The organism is Microcella alkaliphila (genome assembly GCF_004216855.1).
Taxonomy (GTDB): domain Bacteria; phylum Actinomycetota; class Actinomycetes; order Actinomycetales; family Microbacteriaceae; genus Microcella; species Microcella alkaliphila.
The window spans coordinates 144,906-163,399 of record NZ_SGXT01000013.1 but is presented as its reverse complement, the minus strand read 5'-3'; the positions used below and the strand labels follow the sequence as shown (position 1 = coordinate 163,399).

The following is an 18,494-nucleotide window of genomic DNA, read 5'->3' as shown; positions in this document are numbered from 1 at the left end:
AGTACCCCGGGTGGGGGTCGAACCCACACTGTGGCGATTTTAAGTCGCCTGCCTCTGCCATTGGGCTACCGGGGCATCCCCCCAGCATAGAGAGGCGCCTTAGACCTTCGGTCGCGAAGCGAAGGCCTGGAAGTACTTCTGCGGTTCTTCGCGCGCGGCAAGCGTGACGTTGTCGCGGCCGAGCAAGAGGTTCCAGAGCCAGCCGTTGACGACGCGGATCTTGCGCTCCCACATGGGGATCGCGAGGCCGTGGTAGCCGCGGTGTGCGACCCATGCTGGGAAGCCTTTGATCGCGATCTTGCCCGACTGGAAGACGCCGTAGCCGAGGCCGAGGCCGGCGACCGCGCCGAGGTTCTTGTGCACGTAGTTTTTCGGCTCTTCGCCGCGCAGGACGGCGACGAGGTTCTTCGCCAGGCGCTTGCCCTGGCGCACAGCGTGCTGGGCGTTCGGCACGCAATAGCCGCCGACGCCGCCGCCGGTGAGGTCGGGCACGGCCGACACGTCGCCGGCCGTCCAGGCACCCTCGACGACCTCGCCGTTCTCATCGATCACGCGCAGGTCAGCCTGGGCGCGGATGCGGCCGCGCTCTTCGAGCGGCAGGTCGGTGCCGCGCACGACCGGGTTCGCCATGACGCCGGCCGTCCAGATGATGAGGTCGCTTTCGAAGCTTTCGCCGGTCGACAGCTCGACGACGCCGTCGACCGCGCTCGTGAGCTGCGTGTCGAGGTGCACGGTCGCGGCGCGCTGGGCGAGGTTCTTCAGAACCCACTTGCTGGTCTCGAGCGACACCTCGGGCATGATGCGACCCATCGCCTCGATGAGGTGGAAACGGGTGTCGTCGATGGTGAGCTGCGGGTAATCCTTGAGCAGTGCGCTCGCGAGTGCACGCAGCTCGGCGAACGTCTCGATTCCGGCGAAGCCACCGCCAACCACGACGACGGTGAGCAGGCGCTCGCGTTCGGGCCCAGCGGGGAGGTTCGCGGCGCGGTGGAAGTTGTCGATCAGGCGGTCGCGCACGGCGACGGCTTCTTCGATCGACTTCATGCCGATCGCAACGTCGGCGACGCCCGGAATCGGGAAGGTACGCGAAACGGAGCCCGCGGTGACGACCACCTGGTCGTACTCGAGCTCGTACGAGTCGCCCACCTCGGGCTCGACCGTGACGGTGCGCGACGCGTGGTTGACGGCGGTCACCGACGCGGTGATGACGCGGGTCTTCTTCAGGTGACGACGGTGCGACACGACCGAGTGGCGCGGCTCAATCTGGCCAGCAGCAACCTCGGGCAGGAACGGCTGATACGTCATGTAGGGAAGCGGGTCGATGACGACGACTTCTGCCTCGCCCTTGCTGAGGTGCTTCTCAAGCTTCAGGGCGGTGTAGAAACCGGCGTAGCCTCCACCGACGATCACGATTCTGGGCACGACTGACGTCTCCTTGGATGGTGAGGGAACCCGCCTAATCTACTGCCTTCGCGCGCGACTGACGAACCCGGCGGTCAGCAGGGCGAGCGCGGCGATGCCGGTGAGGCCGACGATACCGGCGAGCAGCAGCACCGGGAGGCGCGGCGCACTCAGCCGCCACGCCCCTTCGAGGGCGGCGACCGTGACGTCGACGGGCACCGTGCGTGCAATCGGGGCACGAGCATCCCGGCCGGTGAGGCTCGGCAGCGAGCCGTCGGCGCGACGGTTGACGACGACCCACTCGGCGATCGTTCCGAGGGGGTTCGCGTCGACACGCGGGACATCCGCGAAGACGGCACCCCGCGCATCCACGAGCCCGAATCCGTAAATGGGGTCGGGAACGCGGTCGGTGACGGGGCGTGCCGTGGCGAGGATGCGCTGGATCACGTTGGGTGCGTCGAGCTCGGGGTAGGCGGCGCGCACAAGCGCCGCGATGCCGGCGACGATCGGGGTCGCGCCGCTCGTGCCCTGCCAGATGACGTAGCCGCCGCCCGGCACGGCTCCGACGAGTTGCTCGCTGGGTGCCATGACGCCGATCGTGATGCCCTGTGACGAGGCTCGGTCGCTGGCGACGCCCTGCCTGTTGACCCCGCCGACGACGAGCACTCCGGGCATGGTGGCGGGCGCCCCGACCTGCTCGGTCCCGCTACCGCGGTTGCCGGCGGCGGCGATCACGACGACGTCGTTGGCCTCCGCGTAACCGAAGGCGTCGTCCCAGCTTTCCGGCCATTCGACGGTGTTGCGGGTGAGGGACAGCGAGATGATGTCGGCGCCCTGATCGACGCTCCACCGCACGGCCTCGGCGATCTGATCGTCGCCGCTGCGGGCGGCCTCCACGCCGAACGCGAGCGACACGGTGAGGATTCTCGCGTCCGGCGCGGCACCCAGCACTCCCCCGCCGGGGCCGAGGCCTCGACCAGCGGCGAGGCTCGCGACGCGCGTTCCGTGGTCGCTGCCGATGCCGACCGGCTGGGTGCCATCAGGCGAGCCGATGCCGCTGACGTCGGTGCCGCCGACCACGACGCCCGCGAGGTCGGGGTGCGAGGCGTCAACGCCCGAGTCGATGATGGCGATCGTCACACCGGCGCCCCGGGTCGCGGCCCACGCACCCCGGATGCCGTACTCGTCGAGCCAATACTCACGGTCACGGATGCTCGTGGCCGCGACCGGCTCGTCGGTCGCGATTGCGCCGGCGCCCGCACTGAGCGCCCCGCCCAGGAGGGCGAGGGCGGCGGTGGCGGCTACGCGCCGCGCTGATCGGGCGCGCACTGACACACCTCGGGGCTCCACGTGCAGGCGGCGAGGGCGAGATCGCCGATGGGGTTGACGCCAGGGCCGACCGCGAGGGAATGCCCGATGAGGGCGTGCAGGCACTTGACGCGCGTGGGCATGCCGCCCGCCGAGTAGCCGTCGACCTCCTCGACGTGAAGCAGGCTCTCGCGATCGGCGAGGTACTGCTCGTGCGCGGCGCGGTAGGCATCGGCCAAGTCGGGCTCGTCGATGAGGCGCTGTGAATATTCGGCCATGATGCCGCTTGCCTCGAGCGTCGAGGCGGCCGCCGTCGCGGCCGGGTGCGTCAGGTAGTAGAGCGTCGGAAACGGCGTGCCGTTGCCGAGCCGCGGACGGGTCGCCACCACGGTCGGCGCCCCACATGCGCAGCGCGCCGGGATGCCAATGACGTCGCGCGCCGGTCGGCCGAGCTGCGCCGAAACCAGCTCGACGTCGCGCTCGGTGAAGGGCTCGAACGGGGGTCGGCTCACGGGGTTCCTTGCACGATGGGGGCGACGAGGTCGTCGGCCTCGCGGTCGGTGAGGGCAGCGGTCATGACGCTGAGCAGCACTGCCCGACTCCAGTCGACCCTGGTGGTCTGAATTTCGTCGCTGATCGGCTGCAGCGGATCGATTTCGATGGTCTGCCCGTCATCGATGACCAGATAGCTGATGTCGCCCGGGTACACGTAGAGCAGGCGATCTCGCGCCTGCGCTTCGATGAAGGCCGGGTCTTGCCAGCGGTCGATCTCGGTCGCGAGGCCGTCGACGAGAGCCTGCTGTTCGGCCACCCGCTGTTCGAGCGCTGCGAGCTCTTGCCTCTGTTCGACGAGCACGCGCAGGCTCGGGGCGAGCACGACGAGTGCTCCGATGATGAGGATCAGCACCGTGACGGTGAGGCCCGAGACGTGAAGGTTGCGAAACCACGGGGTCTGCGCGGGCGCATCGTCGGGCAGGACGACGGGGATGCTCGGGGTACGTCGCGCCATGAAGCCAGCTTACGACGCACCCCCAGGAGCAGCCGGGGCCGACACCCGGCGACCGAGACGGCCGCCGGCGCGGGTGCCCCGGGGCCAGAAATGGCCCCGGGCCTGCGTTTCTCGGCTACGCCGTGAAGCGCGGGAATGCACTCCGCGCAGCGTAAACAGCCGCCTCGCCCAGCTCTTCCTCGATGCGCAGCAGCTGGTTGTACTTGGCGACGCGCTCGCTGCGGGCGGGAGCGCCGGTCTTGATCTGACCGCAGTTGGTCGCAACGGCGAGGTCGGCGATCGTCGTGTCTTCGGTCTCGCCCGAGCGGTGCGACAGCACGGCCGTGTAGCCGCTGCGCTGGGCGAGGGCGACCGCGTCGAGCGTCTCGGTGAGCGTGCCGATCTGGTTGACCTTCACGAGCAGCGAGTTGGCGGTGCCGCGGGCGATGCCGTCGCCGAGGCGGGCGGGGTTCGTGACAAACAGATCGTCGCCGACGATCTGTGTGCGCGAGCCGATCGACGCGGTGAGCGCGGCCCAGCCGTCCCAGTCGTCTTCCGACAGCGGGTCTTCGATCGTGACGAGCGGGTAGGCGTCGAGCAGCTCGCCGTAGAAGGCGGCCATCTGCTCGGCGGTGCGCTCGTTGCCCTCGAAGCGGTACGACCCGTTCTCGAAGAACTCGGTGGCTGCCACGTCGAGGCCGAGCGCGATGTCGGTTCCGGCGCGGAATCCGGCCTTTTCGATCGCGGCAACGAGGAAGTCGAGCGCCGCCTTCGTGCCAGCAAGGTCAGGGGCGAAGCCGCCCTCGTCGCCGAGCCCCGTGGCGTATCCGCCGGCCTTCAGCTCGCCCTTGAGGGCGTGGTAGGTCTCGGCCCCCCACCGCAGCGCCTCGGTGAAGCTCTCGGCGCCGACGGGGAGGATCATGAACTCCTGCACGTCAACGCCCGTGTCGGCGTGCGCGCCTCCGTTGATGACGTTCATCATCGGCACGGGAAGCAGGTGCGCGTTCGGGCCGCCCACGTAGCGGAACAGCGGCAGGTCGGCCGAGTCGGCGGCCGCCTTCGCGACGGCGAGCGAGACGCCGAGGATCGCGTTCGCGCCGAGCTTCGACTTGTTGTCGCTGCCGTCGGCGACCTTCAGCTCGGCGTCGATGAGGCGCTGGTCGCTCGCCTCGAGGCCCTCGATGGCGGGGCCGAGCACGTCGAGGACGGCGTCGACGGCCTTCAGCACGCCCTTGCCGAGGTAACGGCCCTTGTCGCCGTCACGCAGTTCGTACGCCTCGAAGGCGCCGGTCGATGCGCCGGAGGGAACGGCGGCGCGCGACACGGTTCCGTCGTCGAGCAGCACCTCCACCTCGACGGTCGGGTTGCCACGGGAGTCGAGAATCTCGCGAGCGCCTACGGCCTCGATTGCAGCCACGGAAGGTCTCCTAACGGTGGTGGTGGGTTTCGGCCCTGACACGAGCGGGGCCGAGAACCAGCCTACTCGCCGAGGGCGCGCCACTGGAGGGCGGCGACGTCGCGCTCCCCGGCACGGACGCTGGCGAAGCGCGTGTACCCGTCGACCTCGAGCCTCTCGAGCAGGGCGCGCATGTTGTTGGTGCGCGCAACGATGCGAACGCGCTCGCCGCTGGCCACGAGCATCCGTTTGAGGGCGATCGTGTCGGATGCGGCGACGTCCTTGTCGACGACGAGCGCGGAGCCGCCGCGGGCATCCTGGCTACTCGTCACGAGGTCGACGAGGCGTTCGAAGCCGAGCGAGAAGCCACACGCGGCCACGTCGGTGCCGGCAAATCGGCCGATCATGCCGTCGTAGCGGCCGCCACCACCGAGCGAGTAACCGAGCTCGGGGTTCGCGACTTCGAAGATGGGGCCGGTGTAGTAGCCCATGCCGCGCACGAGGAAGGGGTCGAAGGCGAGCGGTACGTCGGCGCCGACGGCGTCGGCGATCGCGGCCAGGTCGGCGACGGCCGTCTCGTCGATTCCGGCGGGCAGGGATGCGCGGATCGCGTCGGCCGTGACGGCGCTCACCGCGCTCTCCCCGGCGGCCGCTGCGCGCAGCGCGGGCACCTCCGCGAGGGCCGCCACCGCGGCCTCGGGCAGCCCGCGGTCGCGGAGCTCGGCGAGCACCCCGTCGACACCGATCTTGTCGAGTTTGTCGAGCGTGATGAGCACGGCGTCGGCCTGATTGGCCGGGAAGCGGAGGGCCGCAAGCATGCTGGTCAGCAGGCGGCGGTCGTTGATGCGGATCGTGCAGCCGGGAACTCCGAGAGCGTCGAGCGCGTCGACCGTCGCCGCGATGAGCTCGATCTCGGCGATGACGCCGGGCTCGCCGATGATGTCGATGTCGCACTGAACGAACTGGCGGTAGCGGCCCTTCTGGGGTCGCTCGGCCCGCCAGACGGGCGCAATTTGGATGGCCCGAAACACGTTCGGAAGTTCGGCCCGGTTGCTCGCATAGAAGCGGGCAAGGGGCACGGTCAGGTCGAAGCGCAGGCCGAGGTCGGCGAGGTCGAGCGGGGCGGTCGCAGAGCGCAGGTCATCGGGGGTCAGGCCGCGCTTCATGACGGCGAAGGCGAGCTTCTCGTTGTCGCCGCCGAGGCCCGCGTGCAGGCGCGACGAGTCCTCCATGACGGGAGTCTCGATCTCGTCGAAACCGTGGCGCCGGTAGGTGTCGCGGATCGTGGCGAGCAGCACCTCACGGCGGGCCTTGTCGGCGGGCAGGATGTCGCGCATGCCGCGGGGCGGCGTCACGGGCGAAGGCATGAGGGCGATTCTCTCACGGCGTCGCGCGCGAGATGGCCCCGCAACCGCTACGCGACAGCGGCAGGCAGCAGCGCTTCGATGCGGCGGCGGTAGCTGTCGATCATGACGTCGCAGGCGGCGGTCGCGGCCTCTTCATCGCCAGTGACGACCAGGTCGAACTGCACGCCGTACAGCTGGTCGACGAGGGCGCGAGACTCGACGAGGGCGGCCTCGCGCTGAACGCCCAGGCGCTCGAGCGCCTCGGCACCCCACTCGACCCAGCGATCGTGCACGTCGCGGCCCCCGACCTCGAGGTCGCTGTCGGTGACCTGCAGCAGGGCCGCCTCGAACTCAAGTCGCAAGAGCGCACGAGTCGCGGGGTGCAGGAATCCTCCCCACGAGTCACGGATCGCCTGGATGTGCACGTCAAGCGACGGCTCGAGCGCGAGCTCGGCGTCGATGACGGACTGCTGGCGTTGCCCCACCGCACGAATGATGTCGGCGATGAGTTCGGCGCGCGTGCCGAAGTGGTATACGAGCGTGAACGGACTCACCCCGAGGGCGTCGGCAAGCGTGCGAAAGGTGACCGCGCTGAGCGGTTGGTCGCGCAAGTACTCGATGATCTGCGCGAGCAGTTCGGGCTTGCGGGTGGGGTCGGAGCGTCGCGCCATAAAAAAAGAATAACAAACGGTTGTTATGATTACAACTGTTATGTATAATCGGTCACGAGCACAGCAAAGACCGCCCTGGGGAGGGTGAGAGCGTGCTCAGCTGCTGCTGATTCACGCCCGCACTGACGCGGGATCACCACCAGGTGGTCGCGTCGGGGGACGCGCCACCGGCGGCGCGAGAGTGAGACACCGGTCTCCGCGCGCCGAAGGCGCCTCGTCATTCGGGTTGACGGGGCGCCATTTTCGTTGACGCACCCGTTAGTGGATGCTCGGCGCGCGCATGCGCGAACCTCACGACCGCGAGCTGGTCAGCGCTACGCGACCCGGCTGCCGCGGGGCAGGGATGCGGCCGGCGTGCGCGTGCGCGCGATCGCCGCCGCGAGCATCCCGCCGCCGAGGGCGAGGTGTATCGCGAGGCCCACGAACCAGCTCGGCACGCTCGCGTCGTAAATCTCGCGGGGTGTGGGGCCCTGCTGCCACTGCTGGCCACCCTCGCCACGCGCGTCAGCGCACTCGTCGTAGTCGAGCGGAGGCTCGGGTGGCTGCTGCGCGGCGCGAACGGCGAAGGCGATGCCGCCGAACAGATCGCGCGGGTTGCCCCATTCATCCCACACGGGGGGCGACGCGTCGGCGAGGACGACGTAGGGGTTCGCCGCCAGGAAACCCCACACTGTGTCCGTGCGCGGCACCTCGTAGCTGTTGAGCTGCGGCTCGCCGCAGACGATGGTCGTCCAGCGACCCTCCTCTCCGTCGAAAACGCTCTCGTCGTAGTTCAGGGGCGTGTACGTCGAACTGACCGTGGTTTGGGCCGCCAACGATCCGAGCCCAAAGGCGATGAGGGTTCCGACGCTCAGCGCCGCGACGACAAGGTAGGTCGTGACGACCGAGAACAGCGGGCGCGTGATGAGCGCCGATGCCCCGACGCCGACAGCCGCGACGACACCAAGCAGCAGTACGAGCACCCCGAGCGAGGCGACGAGCGTGTCGGGGCGCACCTCCCCCACGATGACCGTGAACAGCATCGCCGGCACGGATGCGGCGAGGAACGTCAGCGCCACCGTCCACGCGGCGAGAAACTTGCCGAGCACGAGCTGCGTCGTCGTCACGAGGGTGACCTGCGTGGTGGCGAGGGTTCCGGCATCCCGGTCGCCGTTGATGGCCGCGCCGCTCGTGGCGGGAGTGACGAGCGAGCCGATGAGCAGCACGAAGAAGATCAGGGTCGAGTAGATGCCGGCGCTCGCGAGGTCATCACTGCCGAAGGCGGGCAGGGCGAACCACAGCAACACGGTGACGATGCCGACGAGCACGAAGACGACGCTGACGAGCACGAGCCACGACACGGAGCGGATGCGCTGGCGCAGTTCGAGCTGAACGATGGTGCCGAGAACGGCGAGGCGCGGGCTCATCGCTCGCCTCCCTTCGCGAGGTCGAGGAAGGTCTGTTCGAGGTCGCCGACGGCGGGGCCGTAGGCGGCGATGCCGACACCGGCGCTCACCAGGTGGGTGAGCAGAGCGGCGGCGTCGGCCTCGCCGGTCACCTCGACGAGGGCGCCGAGATGGTCGGCGCCGACGGCCGGGCGGCCGGCGTCGGCGAGCGCCGCGGTCAGGGCGGCCGCGTCGAGGGCGCGGATGCGCCAGCGGCGGGCGGATGCTCGTGCCCGGTCGACGCTTTCGGCGCTCGCGGTCGCGCCCCGGTCGAGGTAGACGGCCGCGTCGCTCATCTCGTCGAGTTCAGCGAGCACGTGGCTCGAGAGCAGCACGGCGGCACCATCGGCGGCGAGCTCACGCACGAGGACTCGCAGTTCGACGCGGGCGGCCGGGTCGAGGCCGGACGCTGGCTCGTCGAGCAGCAGCACCCGCGGGCGGTGCACGAGCGCGCGGGCGAGACTGAGCTTCTGCTTTTGGCCGCGGCTGAGCACGCGGCTTGGCTGGTCGGCGAGCGGGCCGAGGCCGATGCGGTCGATCAGCTCGGTGGCGCGGGCGCGGGCGTCGGCGGGGCTGAGCTCGTAGAGCCGCGCCGTCGTCTCGATGGACTGCCGCACGGTGAGGCTTCCCCACGAGCCGAGCACGTCGGGCATCCACCCGGTGACCTGCCGCACGGCGCGCGCGTCAGTGACGGGGTCGTGGCCGTCGATGCGGATCTCGCCAGCGTCCGGCTTGAGCAGGGTGGCAAGCATGAGAAGCAGCGTGGTCTTGCCGCTGCCGTTCGGCCCGATGAGCGCGGTCACCTGGCCGAAGTGGGCCGTGAAGCTGGCGTCACGAACCGCGTGCACGTCGCCGAATGAGCGGGCGACACCGGCGGCACTGATCGCGGGAGCGATGGTCATGCCGCACAGTCAAGCATCATTCAGGATGCGCGGGGGCACTTTGTGTTTCCGACGCGCGGATGCGGTCTTCCACCTCGCGCACGGCGGCGCGGAGAGCGCGGTCGGCGTCGAGGCCGCGGGCACGAGCGTCCGCGACGAGGGCGAGGAGGTAGTGGCCGAGCGCCGTCTCGTCGGCGAGCGTTTCGGGGGATCCCGTCGTGGGGGCGTCAGTGGGGGTGATACCGATGCGCTCAGCGCGGCCCAGCACCTTCTCGGCGCGGACCAGAGTCGGGAGCGCGACGGGCAGGCCGTCAAGCGAGGAGGTTCGGGCGGGCTTCTCCTGCCGCTTCCACTGCTCCCAGTTCGCGGAAACTTCCTCGGCGGTATCGGCGGTGACGTCGCCGAACACGTGCGGGTGGCGGCCGATCATCTTCTCGGCGCTGACGCGGGCGACGTCGTCGATCGTGAAGGGCGCATCCGGGTCGGCGGCCGCGATGTCGGCGTGGAAGAGCACCTGGTAGAGCACGTCTCCGAGTTCTTCGAGGATGTCGTCGCGGGTGCCGTGCTCGATCGCCTCCACCAGCTCATGGCTCTCCTCGATGAGGTATTTCGCGAGGCTGGTGTGGGTCTGCTCGGCGTCCCACGCGCATCCACCCGGCGCCCGAAGGTGGGCCATCACGGCGATGAGACGGTCGAGTTCGGGATGGGGCTCAGGAGTGAGTTGTGCGCGCCGGTCAGGGCTCGGATGGGGGCTGGGGTGGGGGCTCGACTCAGGGGCCGGGTCGGACATCGCCATGCGGCCATCCTGCCAGGAGGGGCGCGATCACCCTCCCCTGCCGTCGCTGCCCCGACAACCGGCCCGCCGCGGAACGCCCTCACCCCTCCCCGCGACTTCCAGAACAGCGGAAAAGTGAAAGCCCTTTGGTCTGACGCCTTCCAGAACAGCGGAGAAGTGAAGCAACCTATTCCGCGACGCCTTCCAGAACAGCGGAACGGGCGAACGAGATTCAGCCTTCCGCTGTTGTGGAAGGAGTTTTGGGGGCGATGTGTGTCCGCGGGCGAGGGGCAGGCCAGGGCGCACTAGGCGGGCGGGCGAGGGGGCGCGGCAGGGCTAGGCGGGCGCGACGAGCGGCGGGCGCACACACCGGGCGGCAGGGCGGGCGTGGCAGGGTGGGGGCGTGCTCGAGGCAGAACCGCTCACCCGCGTTATCGCCGCCGTCGCGGCGGCGGCGCTCATCGCGGCGTTCATCGTGCGCGCCCGACAGAAAGACCGACGGCAGTTTCGGCGCTTCCGCCGCTACCGCTCCACCGCCAAACGCCAGCAGATGATGCGGCGCTGGCTCATCGAGTCACTCGTCCTCTTCGGCCTGACGGGCGCCGCGATCCTCATCGCCACGCGCGACTACGTGGAGCCACTGCTCGTCGCCACCCAGCAGCTCGCCCCCATCGCCGCGGCGCGCGGCTGGCTCAGCGGCGGAATCGGCATCGCGCTCATCATCGCCACCCTGACGGCCATCGCGATCCTCACCGTCGTCGGCGTCCGCTCCGCCCGCAAAGAGGGAGGCGTCATCGTCGTCGGCGACATCGCCGCACTCCTCCCCCGCAACCGGCCCGAACTCGGCTGGGGCGCCGCCCTGTCGGTCAACGCCGGCGTCAGCGAAGAACTGCTGTTCCGCCTCGCCCTGCCGGCCCTTCTCGTCATCGTCACCGGCGAACCGCTCAGCGCCTTCGGGCTCGCCGCCCTCGTCTTTGGTTTGCTGCACGCGTACCAGGGGCCCGTCGGTGTCGCCGTCACGACACTCATCGGGCTCGCTTTCACCGTCGTCTACGTGCTGAGCGGCAGCATCCTGCTCGTCATGGCGCTACACGCCCTCTTCGACCTGCGCACGCTCGTCATCATTCCCGCCGCCGTATACCGCGTGCACACGGTGCCCGGCTCGGTGCGGTTTCCGAAGCCCCTGCCGCTCGCGCCGCGCGCGATCGACGAGCCCACCGACGGCGCTCAGCCCGCCGACGGCGACGCCGACGCCGACGCGTCCGACGCACCACGAGCATCCGACGACGCCCCCGCGTCGTAAAGGTTCTCGAGCACCGACCCGACCCACGTGATCAGGTCGTCGTCTGAGGCGTCCTTCGGCAGCGGAACCTGCGCGGTCCGCGTCTGACCCCACCACTTCGACCCCGGGTACATGCGCTGCAGGCGCAGCTGCTTTGAGTCGGGAAGCTCGCGCCCAACGAGGCGCAGGTTCGAGCCCATCACGACGACGTCAGACAGCCCCACCTTCTGCGCGGTGCGGCGCAACTGCGACACCCGTAGCAGGGCGAGCACTGGCTCAGGCAGGTCGCCGTAGCGGTCGGCGAGCTCCTCGCGCACCTGGCCGAGCGCCTCGTCGTCGCTCGCCGGAGCCGCCGCCGTCGACAGCTTCTGGTACGCCTCGAGGCGCAGCCGCTCTGACTCGATGAATTCTTCGGGGATGCGCGCATCCACCGGCAATTCGAGGCGCAGCTCGGTTTGTTCTTCCGCCGCGTCGCCGCGGAAGACGCTGACCGCTTCGCCGATCATGCGCAGGTACAGGTCGAAGCCGACGCCGGCGATGTGTCCCGCCTGCTCGGCACCCAGCAGATTGCCCGCGCCGCGGATCTCGAGATCCTTCATCGCGATCGCCATGCCGCCGCCGAGGTCGCTGTTCGCCGCCAGAGTCTGCAGCCGGTCGTGGGCGGTCTCGGTCAGCGGCTTCGTCTCGTCGTAGAGGAAGTAGGCGTAGGCCCGCTCGCGCCCGCGGCCGACGCGTCCGCGCAGCTGGTGCAGCTGCGACAGCCCGTACTTGTCGGCGCGGTCGATGATGAGCGTGTTCGCGTTGGCAACGTCCAGGCCGGTTTCGATGATGGTCGTCGAGACGAGCACGTCGAACTTGCGCTCCCAGAAGTCCACCATGACCTGCTCGAGGGCGCTCTCGCTCATCTGTCCGTGCGCGATCGCGATGCGTGCATCCGGGACCAGCTCGGCGAGGTTCGCGGCGACCCGGTTGATGCTCGACACGCGGTTGTGCACGTAAAAGATCTGGCCCTCGCGCAAGAGCTCGCGGTGGATCGCCGCCGCCACCTGCTTGTCGCTGTAGGGCCCCACGAAGGTGAGGATCGGGTGCCGATCCTCCGGCGGGGTCGCGAGCGTCGACATTTCGCGGATGCCCGTCACCGCCATCTCGAGGGTGCGCGGGATGGGCGTGGCCGACATCGCAAGCACGTCGACGTTCGTCTTCAGCTTCTTGAGCGCGTCCTTGTGCTCGACGCCGAAACGCTGCTCCTCGTCGATGATGACGAGGCCCAGATCCTTGAAGGCGATGCCCTGGCTGAGAATGCGGTGGGTTCCGATCACGACGTCGACCGTGCCGCGCGCGAGCCCGTCGATCGTTTCCTTCGCCTCCCGGTCGGACTGGAATCGACTGAGCGCGCGCAGGTGAACGGGGAAGCCGGCGAAGCGGTCGGCGAACGTCTCCATGTGCTGCTTGACGAGCAGTGTGGTCGGCACGATCACGGCGACCTGCTTTCCGCCCTGCACCGCCTTGAATGCGGCGCGCACGGCGACCTCGGTCTTGCCGTAGCCGACGTCGCCGGCGAGCAGGCGGTCCATGGGGATCGGCGACTCCATGTCGCGCTTGACCTCGTCGATCGTCGTCAACTGGTCGGGTGTCTCGGCGTACGGGAACGCCTCCTCCAGCTCACGCTGCCACGGGGTGTCGGGAGGGAACGCGAATCCCTTGCTCGACATGCGCGCCGAGTACAGCTTCACGAGTTCGACGGCGATGTCGCGCACGGCCTTGCGCGCGCGACCCTTCGCGGCCGCCCAGTCGCTGCCGCCCATCTTGCTGAGCGCCGGTGCCTCGCCGCCGACATAGCGGGTGAGCAGGTCGAGCTGGTCGGTGGGTACGTACAGCTTGTCGCCGGGGTAGCCGCGCTTCGACGGCGCGTACTCGATGACGAGGAACTCGCGGGTCGACTTCTGGGCGTTGCGGCCGCCGCCAGTGGACACCTCGCGCTGCACCAGTTCGATGAACTTGCCGATGCCGTGGGTGTTGTGCACGACGAAGTCGCCCGCCTTCAGTTGCAGCGGGTCGACGACGTTCTTGCGGCGGCTCGCGAGCTTCTTCGGCTGGCGCGAGTCGTAGCCGACGCTGCGGCCATAGAACTCGGTCTCGCCGAAGAGCCCGAGCTTCACGTCGGGTAGCTCGAAGCCCTGCTCGACGCTGCCGCGCACGAGGTACGCGACGCCCGGCTCGAGCGTCTCGGGCAGCGCGTCGACGGGACGCGCGGCGGCGCCCGCGTCCGAGAGCACGTCGCGGGCGCGTTCGACGAGTCCGGGGCCGACCGCCGCGACGATCATGCTCCAGCCGTCAGCCAGGCGGTCGACGACGTGGTCGACCGCTCCCCCGCTCTTGCCCGCGAACGACGGCGGCGGGTCGGCGGCGACGCGCACGACACCGGGCTCGTCGGCGTCGAACTGGCTGACCGTCCACCAGGCGCGATCCCCGGCCGACTCGCGCAGGGCCTGCACGGTCAGGAAGTCGCCGGCGTCGAGGTCGATCGGCGACTCGGCACCGGCCGTGGCGGCATGCCACGCGGCGCTCAGAAACTCGCGGTTCGTTTCGACCAGATTCGCGGCGCGGGTCGCCACACGTTCGGGGCCGAGCACCACAACGGCCGCGTTCTCGGGCAGGTAGGTCGTCAGCGGCACGAGCCGGTCGACGAGCGCCGGCGCGAGGCTCTCCATGCCCTCGACCGGAATGCCTTCGGCCACCTTCTCGAGGATCGACGACAGGCTCGGAAACTCGTGCAGCATCTCGCGCGCGCGTTGCCGAACGCCGTCGGTGAGCAGCAGCTCGCGGGTCGGCGGCAACTCGACGCGCGTGATGCCCGTGTCGGGCAGCGACCGCTGGTCGGCGACCGAGAATTCGCGAATCTGATCAACCTCGTCGCCGAAGAACTCGACGCGAACGGGATGCTCGGCGACGGCCGGAAATACGTCCAGGATTCCGCCGCGCACCGCGAACTCGCCGCGGCGCGTCACCATGTCGACGCGGGAATACGCGAGGTCGATGAGTCGGCGGGTGACGTCGGAGAGCTCCGAACCCCTGCCGTTCAGCTCGAGCAGCACCGGCTCGATGTCGGTGAGACCCGCGGGAAGGGGCTGCAGAGCGGCGCGCACAGAGGCGACGACCACGATTGTGCCGGTGGGAGCATCCGCCCAGTCGGCGAGCGCGCGCAGCGTGCGGATGCGTCGGCCGACGGTCTCGGCGCTGGGGCTGAGGCGCTCGTGCGGCAGGGTCTCCCACGCGGGCAGGTCGAGCACGGTGGCGTCGGGGTCGAGGCACTCCCACGCCTCGCGCACCGCCTCCGCCTCGCGGCCGGTCGCGGTGATGGCGAGGAGGCACTGCGGGCCGTCGCGCCGCTCGAGCAGCCCCGCGATGAGCGGAAGGCGAAGCCCCTCGACGGTGGAGAACTCGGCCGAACGCCCCGCGTACTCGAGGGCGTCAGAAAATGTCTGGGCGCGCTGAAGCGCCGGAATTAACCGCTCGAGAGTCACGTCGCGCAAGTGTACGCGCGACTCCTGCACCTACGCCTTGGGCGCGTGGTGGCGCTGCTGCGCGGCGACGAGGCCGTCGTCGATGATGCGCTCGATCGCGTCAGCCGCCTCGTCGAGAAGGAACGGCAACTGTGCGCGCTCGGAGGAGGGGAAGTCGCGCAGTACGTAGTCGGCCGCGCTCTGCTGACCGGGCGGGCGGCCAATGCCCACCCGCACGCGCAGGAAGTCGGGGGTGCCGAGGGCCTTGATGATGTCGCGCACACCGTTTTGGCCACCGTGCCCGCCGCCCGACTTCAGGCGCAGCGTCTCGAAGGGCAGGTCGAGGTCGTCGTGCACCACGATCACGCGGTCGGGCTGGATGCCGAAGTACTTCGCGGCGGCGGAAACGGGGCCGCCGGAGGTGTTCATGTAGCTGAGCGGCTTCGCCAGAATCAGCTTCGGCCCGCCGGGGCGAAGGCGCGCCTCGGCGAGCATGGTCGTTGAGCGGTGGCGCGACAGTCTCGCCTCGACGCGCTCCGCGAGAGTGTCGAGCACCATCTGCCCGACGTTGTGACGGTTCCCGGCATAGCCGGGCCCGGGGTTCCCGAGCCCGACTACCAGCCAGGTGTCGCGATCAGCGGCGGCCGGAGGCTTCTGCCTTCCGAGTCCAAACATGCGGCGTGATCGCGGGGGTGCCGATTACTCGGAGTCGCCCGACTCGGAGGCGTCGCCACTCTCGGTCTCGGCCTCGGCCGACTCGTCCTCATCCTTCGGCGCGGCCGGAACGGTGACGTTGACGACGAGCGCCTCGGCGTCGGTGACGAGCGTGGTGCCCTTCGGCAGCTCGACCTGGCCGGCGAGGATCTGGGTGCCCTCTTCGAGGCCCTCGATCGAGACGGTGAACGCCTCGGGGATGTGGGTCGCCTCGGTTTCAACGGTCAGCGTGTTGTGGTCAACGACGTGGATCGTGCCGGGGGCCGACTCGCCCTCGACGTGCACGGGCACATCGACGGTGACCTTCTCGCCCTTGCGGACGACGATGAGGTCAATGTGCTCGATCAGCTGACGCACCGGGTCCTTCTGCACGTCCTTCACGAGGGCGAGCTGCTCATCGCCAGCGATGTCGAGCGTGACGAGCACGTTCGACTTACGCAGCAGCAGCGACGTCTCGTGGCCGGGCAGCGTGATGTGGCGGGGGTCGGTTCCGTGGCCGTACAGCACGGCGGGGATCTTGTGGGTGGCGCGCAACTTGCGCGCCGCGCCCTTGCCGAAGGACGTGCGCTCGTCGGCGCTCAGCTTGTTCTGGTCAGCCATGGCTGTACTCATTTCATGATTGGGGGGCCTGGGCCCGATCGTCTGTGTCAACTCGAACGCGTGTGCGCGTGAGGAACGACCGCATGCCGCACCCACCGCGTCGATCACGGCACACCCTTGCGGGCGCGCCCTCGCCGAAGTTCAGTGGGTCAGTCTACGGCACGGCCCAGGAGCGCCGCGACCGTGCGCGCGAGCGTCTCGACGCTCTGCGTGCCATCGACGACGGTGACACCGGGCTCGTCCTCCGGATGCTCGCGAGCGAGCAGTTGCGAGTCGAGCATCGTCGCGCGCATGAAATGCCCGGTGCGCGACTCGAGCCGTCGACGCAGTTCCTCTGCCCGCACATCCAGAATCACAATCTGGATGCTCGGACCCCCATCGCGAAGCCGGTCGCGATAGCGACGCGCAAGCGCCGAGCAGGCGACCACGCAGGGAGCGTGGTCGCGCGCGGCGGCGGCCACAGCATCCAGCCAGGGTTCGCGGTCGGCGTCGGTGAGGGCGGTGCCCGCGAACATGAGGGCGATGTTCTCGTCGGGGTGCAGGTCGTCACCGTCGATGAACGGCACGCCGGCGAGCGCCGCGGCCGCACGCCCCACCGTTGACTTGCCCGAGCCAGAGACCCCGGCGACGATCACGCTAATGGGGGCGGGCATGTGCTCCACGCTAGCCGGGACGCGGAGGATGGCACGCACCCGAGGCTCTAGGCTGGAATACGGCCTCGCCACCACACCCCCTAGAGGAGTCGCCCGTGACCCAGCCCACCGCCAACATCGGAGTCGTCGGACTCGCCGTCATGGGGTCGAATCTGGCCCGCAACCTTGCGAGCCGCGAGGGCAACACGGTCGCCGTCTACAACCGCTCGTGGGAGAAGACCGAGACGCTCGTCACCGAGCACCCCGAGGCAGGCTTCGTCGCCGCGAAGGACTACACCGAGTTCGCCGCGGCGCTGACGAAGCCGCGCACCGCGATCATCATGGTGAAGGCGGGCCGCCCCACGGATGCGGTCATCGACGAGCTCGTGCAGGTCTTCGAGCCGGGCGACATCATCGTCGACGGCGGCAACGCCCTGTTCACCGACACGGTGCGGCGCGAGAAGGCCGTGCGCGAGACGGGCATCAACTTCGTTGGCGCCGGCATCTCGGGCGGCGAAGAGGGTGCCCTGAACGGCCCCTCGATCATGCCCGGCGGCTCGGAGGAGGCGTGGCAGACGCTCGGCCCCATCTTGACGTCAATCGCGGCGGTCGCCGACGGCGAGCCCTGCGTGACGCACGTGGGCACTGACGGCGCCGGCCATTTCGTCAAGATGATCCACAACGGCATCGAGTATGCCGACATGCAGCTGATCGCCGAGGCCTACGACCTGCTGCGCCGCGTGGGCGGGCTCGAGCCGGCCGAGATCGCCGACATCTTCGCGGAGTGGAACACCGGAGAGCTCGAGAGCTACCTGATCGAGATCACCGCCGAGGTACTGCGCCAGGTCGACGCCGCGACGGGAAAGCCGCTCGTCGACGTGATCCTCGACCAGGCCGGCGCGAAGGGCACCGGCGCCTGGACCGTGCAGACCGCACTCGACCTCGGGGTTCCGGTCTCCGGCATCGCCGAGGCCGTGTTCGCCCGCTCGCTCTCGTCGGCGCCCGCCCAGCGCGCCGCCGCACAGTCGCTTCCCTCGGCCACCGAAACCTGGTCGGTGGATGATCGTGCCGCATTCGTCGAGGACGTCCGCCGGGCGCTCTACGCGTCGAAGATCATCGCCTACAGCCAGGGCTTCGACGCGATCGTCGCCGGCGCCGCCGAGTACGACTGGAACATCAAAAAGGGCGAGATCGCGAAGATCTGGCGCGCCGGCTGCATCATCCGCGCCCAATTCCTGAACCGCATCACCGAGGCCTACGCCGACGACCCGGGCCTCGTCGCCCTCGTCACCGCCCCCTACTTCGCCGACGCCGTGTCGACCGCGCTGCCGTCGTGGCGTCGCATCGTCGCCGGCGCCGCGCTTGCGGGTATCCCGACGCCCGCGTTCGCCTCGTCGCTGTCGTACTACGACGGCCTGCGCGCCGAGCGCCTGCCCGCCGCGCTCGTGCAGGGCCAGCGCGACTTCTTCGGCGCGCACACCTATAAGCGAGTCGACAAGGACGGCACCTTCCACACCCTGTGGTCGGGCGACCGCACCGAGATCGAAGCGGACGACCTGCACTAGGCAGGACG

General features: G+C 69.6%; 16 protein-coding genes and 1 tRNA gene. 2 read left to right on the top strand and 15 right to left on the bottom strand.

All coding sequences use genetic code 11. From position 1 onward, the window contains the following. Positions 1 to 2 precede the first annotated feature (2 nt). The 11 genes from EV140_RS04110 to EV140_RS04060 all read right to left on the bottom strand — a co-directional run bounded on the left by EV140_RS04110 (position 3) and on the right by EV140_RS04060 (position 10,211). Positions 3 to 75 (bottom strand) — tRNA-Leu (locus EV140_RS04110). 24 nt (positions 76 to 99) lie between these two features. Beyond that, positions 100 to 1,422, bottom strand: coding sequence for an NAD(P)/FAD-dependent oxidoreductase (locus tag EV140_RS04105; protein ID WP_130281366.1), 1,323 nt, complete (start codon positions 1,420 to 1,422; stop codon positions 100 to 102). A gap of 39 nt (positions 1,423 to 1,461) precedes the next feature. Beyond that, the gene (locus EV140_RS04100; protein ID WP_130281364.1) at positions 1,462 to 2,730 is read right to left on the bottom strand and encodes a S8 family peptidase; all 1,269 of its coding nucleotides are present in this window, start codon (positions 2,728 to 2,730) and stop codon (positions 1,462 to 1,464) included. Continuing rightward, complete coding sequence (locus tag EV140_RS04095) at positions 2,703 to 3,221, bottom strand: DUF501 domain-containing protein (RefSeq protein ID WP_130281362.1); 519 nt, start codon at positions 3,219 to 3,221, stop codon at positions 2,703 to 2,705. Before EV140_RS04095 ends, EV140_RS04100 begins: the two co-directional genes overlap by 28 nt. Continuing rightward, on the bottom strand, positions 3,218 to 3,718 hold the full coding sequence (locus EV140_RS04090) for an FtsB family cell division protein (RefSeq protein ID WP_130281360.1): 501 nt from the start codon (positions 3,716 to 3,718) through the stop codon (positions 3,218 to 3,220). The genes EV140_RS04095 and EV140_RS04090 overlap by 4 nt, the downstream gene beginning before the upstream one ends. Positions 3,719 to 3,833: 115 nt before the next feature. Next, the gene (eno, locus tag EV140_RS04085) at positions 3,834 to 5,114 is read right to left on the bottom strand and encodes a phosphopyruvate hydratase (RefSeq protein WP_130281358.1); all 1,281 of its coding nucleotides are present in this window, start codon (positions 5,112 to 5,114) and stop codon (positions 3,834 to 3,836) included. Positions 5,115 to 5,176: 62 nt separating this feature from the next. Next, positions 5,177 to 6,460 carry a histidine--tRNA ligase gene (hisS, locus tag EV140_RS04080; RefSeq protein WP_130281356.1) on the bottom strand — a complete coding sequence of 428 codons (1,284 nt, stop codon included), beginning with the start codon at positions 6,458 to 6,460 and terminating at the stop codon, positions 5,177 to 5,179. Positions 6,461 to 6,507: 47 nt separating this feature from the next. Further along, positions 6,508 to 7,110, bottom strand: a complete 603-nt coding sequence (locus EV140_RS04075; protein WP_130281354.1) for a TetR family transcriptional regulator — start codon at positions 7,108 to 7,110, stop codon at positions 6,508 to 6,510. Positions 7,111 to 7,424: 314 nt separating this feature from the next. Beyond that, positions 7,425 to 8,516: an ABC transporter permease gene (locus EV140_RS04070; protein WP_130281352.1), complete on the bottom strand. Its 1,092-nt coding sequence runs from the start codon at positions 8,514 to 8,516 to the stop codon at positions 7,425 to 7,427. Then, positions 8,513 to 9,436 (bottom strand): ABC transporter ATP-binding protein, encoded by a 924-nt coding sequence (locus tag EV140_RS04065; protein ID WP_130281350.1) that lies wholly within the window; start codon positions 9,434 to 9,436, stop codon positions 8,513 to 8,515. The genes EV140_RS04070 and EV140_RS04065 overlap by 4 nt, the downstream gene beginning before the upstream one ends. Positions 9,437 to 9,452: 16 nt before the next feature. Continuing rightward, positions 9,453 to 10,211, bottom strand: coding sequence for a nucleoside triphosphate pyrophosphohydrolase (locus EV140_RS04060; RefSeq protein ID WP_241971284.1), 759 nt, complete (start codon positions 10,209 to 10,211; stop codon positions 9,453 to 9,455). A gap of 382 nt (positions 10,212 to 10,593) precedes the next feature. Here EV140_RS04060 and EV140_RS04055 point away from each other — a divergent pair, with 382 nt between their 5' ends. Continuing rightward, positions 10,594 to 11,493: a CPBP family intramembrane glutamic endopeptidase gene (locus tag EV140_RS04055; RefSeq protein WP_130281348.1), complete on the top strand. Its 900-nt coding sequence runs from the start codon at positions 10,594 to 10,596 to the stop codon at positions 11,491 to 11,493. On the opposite strand, the gene mfd is transcribed toward EV140_RS04055, so the two are convergent. From mfd to EV140_RS04035, 4 genes are all read right to left on the bottom strand, one after another. Continuing rightward, positions 11,418 to 14,996: a transcription-repair coupling factor gene (mfd, locus tag EV140_RS04050; protein ID WP_130281346.1), complete on the bottom strand. Its 3,579-nt coding sequence runs from the start codon at positions 14,994 to 14,996 to the stop codon at positions 11,418 to 11,420. The genes EV140_RS04055 and mfd overlap by 76 nt on opposite strands. Before the next feature lie 30 nt (positions 14,997 to 15,026). Beyond that, positions 15,027 to 15,650 (bottom strand): aminoacyl-tRNA hydrolase, encoded by a 624-nt coding sequence (gene pth, locus EV140_RS04045; RefSeq protein WP_130281344.1) that lies wholly within the window; start codon positions 15,648 to 15,650, stop codon positions 15,027 to 15,029. Between the two features lie 24 nt (positions 15,651 to 15,674). Next, entirely contained in the window at positions 15,675 to 16,289 is a 615-nt protein-coding gene (locus EV140_RS04040; protein WP_130281342.1) for a 50S ribosomal protein L25/general stress protein Ctc, read from the bottom strand. A gap of 149 nt (positions 16,290 to 16,438) precedes the next feature. Continuing rightward, complete coding sequence (locus EV140_RS04035; RefSeq protein ID WP_130281340.1) at positions 16,439 to 16,942, bottom strand: gluconokinase; 504 nt, start codon at positions 16,940 to 16,942, stop codon at positions 16,439 to 16,441. Positions 16,943 to 17,037: 95 nt separating this feature from the next. Here EV140_RS04035 and gndA point away from each other — a divergent pair, with 95 nt between their 5' ends. Next, positions 17,038 to 18,486 carry an NADP-dependent phosphogluconate dehydrogenase gene (gndA, locus tag EV140_RS04030; protein WP_130281338.1) on the top strand — a complete coding sequence of 483 codons (1,449 nt, stop codon included), beginning with the start codon at positions 17,038 to 17,040 and terminating at the stop codon, positions 18,484 to 18,486. Positions 18,487 to 18,494: the final 8 nt, after the last annotated feature.